Raw genomic sequence first — 8,003 nt, forward strand, 5'->3', positions numbered from 1 at the left:
CTGCATGCACTTCTGTGTTTCTTCTGCATGCACTTCTGTGTTTCTTAGCGTCTTCAATGCCCCTCCCCATGCTTCAACCTCGTCTAGAATGGCGTTAACCGTTTTCACATGATGCGGCGTCGGTTTGAAAGTACGGTAGTTTTCAAAATCAGTGTGGAGTGAAAAGCTGACCTGTGAACGAACGTGGGCAATTCGGAGCTCCGACAAAATCAATCTCAGGCTGTCCATGGCGCTACTACCACCTGACGCCCCATAGCTTACCAGGCCGGCTGCCTTGTTGTTCCACTCCTTGTACAAGTAATCGATGGCGTTCTTGAGCGCCCCGGACGTTGCACGGTTGTACGTCGGTGTTACGAAAATGTATCCGTCGAATGAAGCGATCTTCTCCGACCAAATCTGCGTGTGCTGCTTTGTATATTGGCCCATGACCGGCGACATCGGTTCATCAAGCAAAGGTAAATGATAATCTGCGATATCCACGAGTTCGTATTCAGCGTCTCTGCGTTTGTTCGCGATATCGTACACCCAGCGGGCTACGGTTTCTCCGTTTCGTCCCGGACGTGTACTTCCGATAATGATGGCAATCTTGAGCATGTTTGTTTCCTCCCCAATGTATGGAATATAATGTCGTTTCATCATCCTGATGGTTTTTTAAACTCTTTTCGGTTCACTCTTGAACGATTCGGTTTCATTTTATACGCTGACATTAGTGTCAGGGTCAAGAGTCAATTTCACTTTTCTTCAAGCAATCAACAGGAAGCGGATGGATTCGAGTCAAGTCGCCTCTACTTTCATCAAGTATGCGTCCTATATTGTCATTTTCTTCGGAGCCTAATACCTCCTCGTCAAATATGTTTTCCCGATGTTCTAGAATGGGGAAATGAGGCTGTAATATCAGAAAGGAGACCATCCTCAGTAGGCCGCAAACGTGGGCCTGGGGTGGTCTTTTTCGTTTTTTGCATCATGGAAGCTTGGAAACAAAACCAGAAGCCAGCGACTACAGGTCACCGGCTTCTGTATGGCTCCATGTTGGAAAGAATGCTAATGAAGATGAGTGGCACCGTGGTGGCGTAGGGCTTGCTCGCGATATCTTCGTTATTGGGGTCGCTCTCGACTACGACAAGTAGACGGCTTTGGTCGATCCACGCCCCCAGATATTGCCGCAACGCCTCGATCGCTTCTACGGTTTGAGCTTGACGCTCGAATATCGCGATTAGCTGTGACATGGAACACACCTCCAGATTAGAATTATAATCGCGAAGCCGAAGCGTGTTGGAGGTTGACGACCAGAAGCAGCACTTTGCCGCGGTCCAGTTCGGCCTCGTACATATCGGCTTCCAACTTCGTTAAACCTGTTGCGATGAGCTTCGCGCGTAGCTCGTCACCTCTCGAGCGGAACAGATTCGCCATCGTGGTCAGGAGGCCTTCCTCTTCCACACTGATTGTATTAATATCTGCCGCTTCCGCTAGTTCGTTCGTACGGTCCTTGGAATGAGCGAGCACATAAATGTCCTCGCGCTGGATACCTTGTCGGTGAAGCCGATCGACCGCTTCCATCGCGCGGGCTGCATTGTCTAAGACTTTGATATAATGATTCGGTTTCATAGGAAACACCTCCGGGTTGGATTCGTCGCCAGTGCGACCATCTACGCAATCGTATCCGCAATCGCCTGACTTACATTCCTTACCCCGTGAAAGGGGAGGTGAATCAATGAGTAGGCTAGCAGCGGTCCATCCTAACTTAAGCATAACGAGGCTGCCGTTCGATGTCGGCAGCCTCGTTTACAATTGCTTATTCAGCTCTCGTCTCCCTTGGCCTATTTCAGTTGAATATAAAAGGCTGTTCCAGGAGGGTTTGGGGCCCTTTAGGAACAGCCTTTTTCAATTACAGTCTTTTTCACTCGAACCTTTTACACCGTAACAGTATGTGGCAGCTCCACGGAAACCTCACGTCGGGACTCCGCCGATCGTAGCACACCGTCAATGATCGCTTGCTGGATCAGAATTTGTTCGCCCGGTATCGGAGCTGGCCGGCCATCTCGGACCGCTTCCGCGAAGTCGCGTACCTTCTCGTCGAACAAGTTCAGCGAGTGCTGAATCAGCGGAATTTCAGTCTGCGTATGGCCGCCGAATTCATCGTGGAACAACATCATCGAGCCGACTTTGCCATCCCACACCCCAGACCAAGGCCCGGTCCCGAACGGGATCACCTTCAGTCCGGCTTCGTTGCCGAGGAACATCGTCGCCCCAAGCGTATCCATGTGCATCGCCCAGGAGATCTTGAAGTTCAGCACCAGATCATTCTCGAACCGGACAAGCGCGACCCCGAAGTCTTCGACCTCGAAGCGATCCGCTTCTTTGTGGTGCAGCGGGTTGCGGCCGAAATGGCTCGACGTGTACGCCGATACTGTCAGCGGACGCGGATACCCGAGCGTATTAAGTGCCATGTCGAGTGAATAACAGCCGATGTCCGCCATTGCGCCAGCGCCCGCCAGCGCCTTGCTGATAAACGTGCCGCCTGGCATACCCCGCCGGCGGCCGCCGCCCGTCTCCACGTAATATACGTCTCCGAGGCGGCCGGATTGAACGATCTCCTGCAGCCGCTTCATGTTCGGGTCATAGCGCGGCTGAAAGCCGATCGTCAGCATATTGCCCGTCTCGCGGGCGGTCTCCGCCATCTCTAACGCCTCTTGTAGCGTCACAGATATCGGCTTTTCCAGCAGAACCTGCTTGCCTGCGCGTAGCGAGTCAACTGCAGTGCGGTGATGCGAGACGTTCGGTGTGCAGATACTGACACCATCCAGCTCCTGCTGAAGCAGCTCCAGATGACTGTCGAATGCGGCCGCTTCGGTCAAGCCTTGGTCTTCGACGAACTGCTTCGCCCGTCCGGGAACAACATCGGCCACTGCGACGATATCTACGTATGGGAGCTTTCGGTAACTGGCGACGTGCGATCTGGCAATGCCTCCGCTACCAATAATGCCAATCTTCAATCTCTTGCTCATGGGTACGCTTCCTTCCATTAGAGGGTATCAGGCGTTGCCCCTCCATCTTGCATGCGTCGGTAGGCTGCTGGTGTCATGCCATACTTCTGTTTGAATACGGGAAACAAATAGGTCGGCGTCGCATAACCATGGGCTAAAGCAATCTCCTCGATGGAGCGGCCCGTGTTGAGCAGATCGGCGCACACCGCCGAGAGCCGTACATGCTCCAAATAGTCGCGGAACGTCGTCCGGCCTTCGCTTTGGAAGATGCGTTGTAGCTGACGGGAGCTGACGTTGACCCGCTCGGCCACTTCCTCTAGCGAGATCGGCCGGCTCTCATTGTCCTGAATGTATTGGGTCGCAAGTTCGTAGCGATGGCCATTCATGTCCCTCTCTGGAATGCCGGGTTCCGAGCTGGCTGCGCCGAATACACGGGTCGAGCGCAGCAATATCTGGATGACGGCCTGCTTAAGGAGCGTGTAGAAACCTGGCGGCTGCTCCTCCCAGGCCCGGTATGCATCGAGAAATCCGCCCATCGCGTTGTATGTGTCCCAGACTGTAGTTAAGGGAACGCTGTTCAGTACGCCGATACACGTCTCGGCTTCACTGCGCTCCAGCTCTGCCCCCCACCCTCCATCCGCTCCGCCATCTATCGGCTTCAAGGGAATGAACTCAATATGCAAGCACAACTCATGCATAGGATCCTCGGAGTCGGATTGTTGGGAGTGAATAACGTCTGGACCCGTTACGTAGAACTGTCCTTCGTGCAAATCATAGGTCTGATCCACGATGGTTACATTGCCCTTACCCTTAGCAATAAAGTGGAATTCGAATTCCGAATGTTTATGAGTAGGGATGAAATTACCCTTACCGAATATCGCCAGGTGGCAGCGAAGCACGCGAACGCCGAAGTCACCCCACCTGAAGCGGATGTCCAATCGATCAAGCGCATGAGGGTTGGGCAGCATCCGAGCGAACGGGAATGGCAGCGGTGCCGCCTTCCGTTCGAAGCGCGGCTTGTCTTCTTGGTTGATCCCCTTCCCCTTGCGCATGTCTTATCCTCCATATGCTTTGTTAATCCTTATTTAAGCTAGCTCGATTAGCTTTACAGGACGACCTTCCGCTCCGGAACGATTCGCCGCTTCCATCAATCTTGTCAATTCGATGGCCATCTCTATATTGTCCGTCGCTTCGGTTCCGTTCAACACATGCCCGACCCACTGATCGAAGGCCATCGTTCCGTCGTCTGGAAGCGGAATGTCTTCCCAGGCTCCGCTGCCCTTGCTGTAACGAATCTGCAACCGGTTGTCCGGGAAGCCGAACAACAACGAGCCCTCTGTACCGTGAAGTTCTATCGAGAATGGAGAATGTGGATTAACGAAGCCAGCCTCGACGATCCCCACCGCACCGTTTGCGTATTGGAGCGTTGCTACGGCATTGTCTTCTACTTCTTTGCCGGTTACATATCCGAAAGAAGCACTGACGGATTCGGGAGCGCCGAGGAAACGACGGACCAAGTACATCGGATGACAGCCGAGGTCGATCAGCGCGCCGCCGCGACATTGTTCCAGTGAATAGAAATGCGCAGGGAGCCAATTCGCGATGGCGCCGCCGTGCGATAACCGAGCGCGGGCAAGGGTCAGACGACCGAGTAGCTCTTGTGCCAGCACAGTCTCGATCGCCTGCGTATACCCATGGTAGAGCCGCGGCAGTGATACTGTCAGCTTAATACCGGCGTCACGGACGGCTGCAAGAATGTCCCGTACTTCTTGGTATGTCGCAGCCACCACTTTTTCCGTGAAGATGTGTTTGCCGGCTTTCGCCGCCTTCACCATAACCTCACGGTGAATATTCGTAGGTGCATCCACAACAACCGCATCAATTCCACCATTCTTCAACATGTCGTCCAACGATTCATAATATTGAACGCCGTACTTGGCCGCTTTTTCTCTTCCTCGCTCGGGGTTTTCGTCCCAAATTGACGCGATTTCGGTTTCTGGATTGGCGATCACCTGTCGCGTATAATCTTCCGCATGCACATGCCAATAACTGATCATTCCAACTCGAATCACAAGTCTCACCCTTTACTTTAAATATACGACACAATGTGAAGATACCATATACGCAACATTTGCAATAGTGGACTTTTGTGCCATCAAAACTATAGTTTTGCGACATTAGAGTTCAATGAATWTTGTAGCCACATTATTGCAGAATTCCCTGTCATGCTCCACAAAAAGAATAGTTGGCGAGTATTCAAGCAGTAACTCTTCAATTTGCATACGAGAAATAATATCAATAAAATTAAGAGGTTCATCCCAAATATGCAAATGAACGTTCTCACTCAGACTTTTTGCAATCAGCACTTTCTTCTTTTGCCCTCCGCTAAAAGCGGAAATATCCTTTTCAAATTGAATTCTGGAAAAATCAAGCTTTCGTAAAATCGATTTAAAAAGGCTTTCATCAATCCCGTTGTTCGCAGCATAGTCAGATAAATTGCCTTGAAGATGGGAGGTGTCCTGTGATACATAGGATATTTCCAACTGACTATCCTTCCTGAAGGTGCCTGTATAGTTTAGATCCTCACCGCAAATAAGTTTGATGATACTTGATTTTCCTGAGCCGTTTTTACCCGAAATAGCAATTCGCTCCCCTTGCTCAATAGTAAAACTTATATCAGCACAAACCATCTTCTCACCGTAAAAAATCGAAACCTGATCAAGCTCAGCGAGTTGGTTTTTATGAAAAGCAAGTTGCGAAATTTCTAAGCTGTCAGAGTTTTCGATATTTTTAAGGAGCTTAGACTTTTCCTCAATAGCAGTTTGCTGTCTTTGCTCAATTGCTTTAGAGCGTTTCATCATTTTAGCAGCCTTGTGGCCAATATATCCTTTATCTACCTTAGAACCGGAATTTCTTGTTCCGTTTTTTGTTTGCTCCACTGCGTGTGACCAGTTGCCCGTTCGCTTAGCAGAATCCGACAATCGTTTAATGTCTTTTCTTAGCTTTTCGTTCTCTGCAAGCTCAAAGTTATCTTGTCTCTTTTTATTTTCCCACCAACTGGAAAAGTTACCTTTTTGAATTTCAATGTTGGTCTTATTGATTGAAAGGATGTGGTCTACACAGTTATCAAGAAATGATCTGTCGTGAGACACCAAAATATATCCACTTTTGGTATTGAGATAATCACTGACCAGTTTTCTTGCATGCATATCAAGATGATTGGTTGGTTCATCAATCAACAGAAAACTATTTTCCTTAATAAATAATGCAGCCAATAACACTTTCGTTTGCTCTCCGTTAGACAATGAATCAAAGGGCCGATATAAAACCTCTTCTGAAACCTTAAGCAATGAAAGCTCACGCACTAATTTCCAATGCAGATAGTCTGGATAAATATCGTTGATTAAATCAAGCGTATTGTTTTCCTTGTTCTCGACATGGAAAGGGAAATATTCAAAACTGACATGAGCAGAAATATTTCCGCTGTATTCATATTTTCCAAGCAACAAGTTGAGAAATGTTGTCTTCCCTCTACCGTTTCTCCCCGTAAATCCTAATTTCCAATCGGTATCAATTTGAAAACTTACATTCTCAAATATGTTATCGTAACTGCTATCATAAGCAAACGTTAGGTTTGTAACATTTATTAATGACATAAACTATTCCTCCTGTATGAAAAAAATAAAAGCTACAAGAAAGTTACTTTCTTGTAGCTCAATTAAATACAGCAAATCCAACCCACTACGGAGTTAGATAAGGATATATTGTTTGAGTGAAAAGATATAGTAACTTTCTTGCCTATAAAAAATAAAACATGCGAAAAATACCGCTTGTATTGTTTTATTATTTTTATAATTAGCAAGAAAAAATTACATTATCCTTTTCAACTCCAATCATTAAATTAGAAGTATCGTATCATACCTTTTTATAAATTTCAACAAACTCCATTTAACTTCTTTCCGAGAGAAGTCCCCTTCCTCTTCAGGGGAGGGGATGAGTTTCGGCTAGGCGAAGCCTAAAGCTATTGACTTTGAACTAAATCCAATTGCCTATTACAATCGCTAATGGCTTTTTTGAACGAAGTCGAAAAAACTACAACATTTTCCAACAAGGAAATGGAGTTACAACAACGATCATGTTCACGTTCTATTCAGAGCATCCTAACATGGAACTATCGAAATTGCATAATGATAGATTGTATCCTATCATTAGCTCAGAAAGCGCTGTCAATGAGAACATTTGTTTGGTATAATCAGTTCAAACAAACGTTCTTATTTTTTGATGTGGGAAGGTAGGCAAGAGCCGATAAATCTGATTACATGTTCAGAAACGGCAGGATCATCTATTACCATTTTGACCCTATCGAGAATCAGGAAAGGAGGAGAAAACGAAGTGATCCGATGTGTGAAAACAGCGTTTCAAACTTCAAAAGCCAACCTGGATCGACTATTTGAGTGCAATCGCATTTCAGCACAAATTTGGAACGAGTGCCTATCTCTTGCCAAGGACTTTGCCACCCAACACAACGGAAAATGGATTGGAAAAACAAAACTTCAAGCAGCATTGAAACATCGATTTCCCTTGCATTCACAGTCCATACAAGCGGTTAGCCATAAATATATATTTGCACGAGACAGCGCAAAACAAACTATAAGCAAAGGTTTAAATAGAAAGTACCCCTACAAGAATAAAAAGCATTTCAATACGAAATGGGTAGACCAATCGTTCAAAATAGAAGGCAATGTGATTGAACTGAGTTTAGGTATTCAAGACGGGAAACGACAACGACCGATCCAAATCACCGTACCTCACTTGCCAAATGCAGAAATCAAAGAAATTGAACTTGTGTTTGACCGGAAACTGATGGTAGCCATGAGCTATGAAGATGGGAAAGCAGCAACGGAAAACCAAGGAAATCAAGTTGTTGGTGTTGATTTGGGTGAAATTCATTCCATCACAGCGACGACCACAGAAAACAAAGCTGTCATCATCACAGGAAGAAAAGTAAGGAGCATACAC

8 protein-coding genes are annotated in these 8,003 nt (G+C 47.3%); 1 reads left to right on the top strand and 7 read right to left on the bottom strand.

Going from position 1 to position 8,003, the window contains the following annotated elements:
* The 7 genes from AC1DWB_RS29480 to AC1DWB_RS29510 all read right to left on the bottom strand — a co-directional run.
* Positions 1-594 (bottom strand): NADPH-dependent FMN reductase (locus AC1DWB_RS29480; RefSeq protein WP_477544669.1); only part of this gene is annotated, 594 nt, incomplete at its 3' end.
* A 410-nt stretch (positions 595-1,004) separates the two neighbouring features.
* The gene (locus AC1DWB_RS29485; RefSeq protein ID WP_477544670.1) at positions 1,005-1,226 is read right to left on the bottom strand and encodes a hypothetical protein; all 222 of its coding nucleotides are present in this window, start codon (positions 1,224-1,226) and stop codon (positions 1,005-1,007) included.
* A 22-nt stretch (positions 1,227-1,248) separates the two neighbouring features.
* A complete protein-coding gene (locus AC1DWB_RS29490) occupies positions 1,249-1,605 on the bottom strand; it encodes a YflT domain-containing protein (RefSeq protein ID WP_477544671.1) in 357 nt (118 codons plus the stop codon).
* Positions 1,606-1,910: 305 nt separating this feature from the next.
* Positions 1,911-3,005, bottom strand: coding sequence for a Gfo/Idh/MocA family protein (locus tag AC1DWB_RS29495; protein ID WP_477544672.1), 1,095 nt, complete (start codon positions 3,003-3,005; stop codon positions 1,911-1,913).
* Between the two features lie 17 nt (positions 3,006-3,022).
* The gene (locus AC1DWB_RS29500) at positions 3,023-4,036 is read right to left on the bottom strand and encodes an AraC family transcriptional regulator (protein WP_477544673.1); all 1,014 of its coding nucleotides are present in this window, start codon (positions 4,034-4,036) and stop codon (positions 3,023-3,025) included.
* Between the two features lie 33 nt (positions 4,037-4,069).
* Positions 4,070-5,056, bottom strand: a complete 987-nt coding sequence (locus AC1DWB_RS29505; protein ID WP_477544674.1) for a Gfo/Idh/MocA family protein — start codon at positions 5,054-5,056, stop codon at positions 4,070-4,072.
* A gap of 105 nt (positions 5,057-5,161) precedes the next feature.
* Positions 5,162-6,640 (bottom strand): Lsa family ABC-F type ribosomal protection protein, encoded by a 1,479-nt coding sequence (locus AC1DWB_RS29510; protein ID WP_477544675.1) that lies wholly within the window; start codon positions 6,638-6,640, stop codon positions 5,162-5,164.
* A 736-nt stretch (positions 6,641-7,376) separates the two neighbouring features.
* Here AC1DWB_RS29510 and AC1DWB_RS29515 point away from each other — a divergent pair.
* Positions 7,377-8,003: nuclease/transposase family protein (locus AC1DWB_RS29515; protein ID WP_477544676.1), on the top strand; the 627-nt coding region annotated here is incomplete at its 3' end.

Source organism: Paenibacillus sp. P4_E11 (assembly GCF_056401635.1).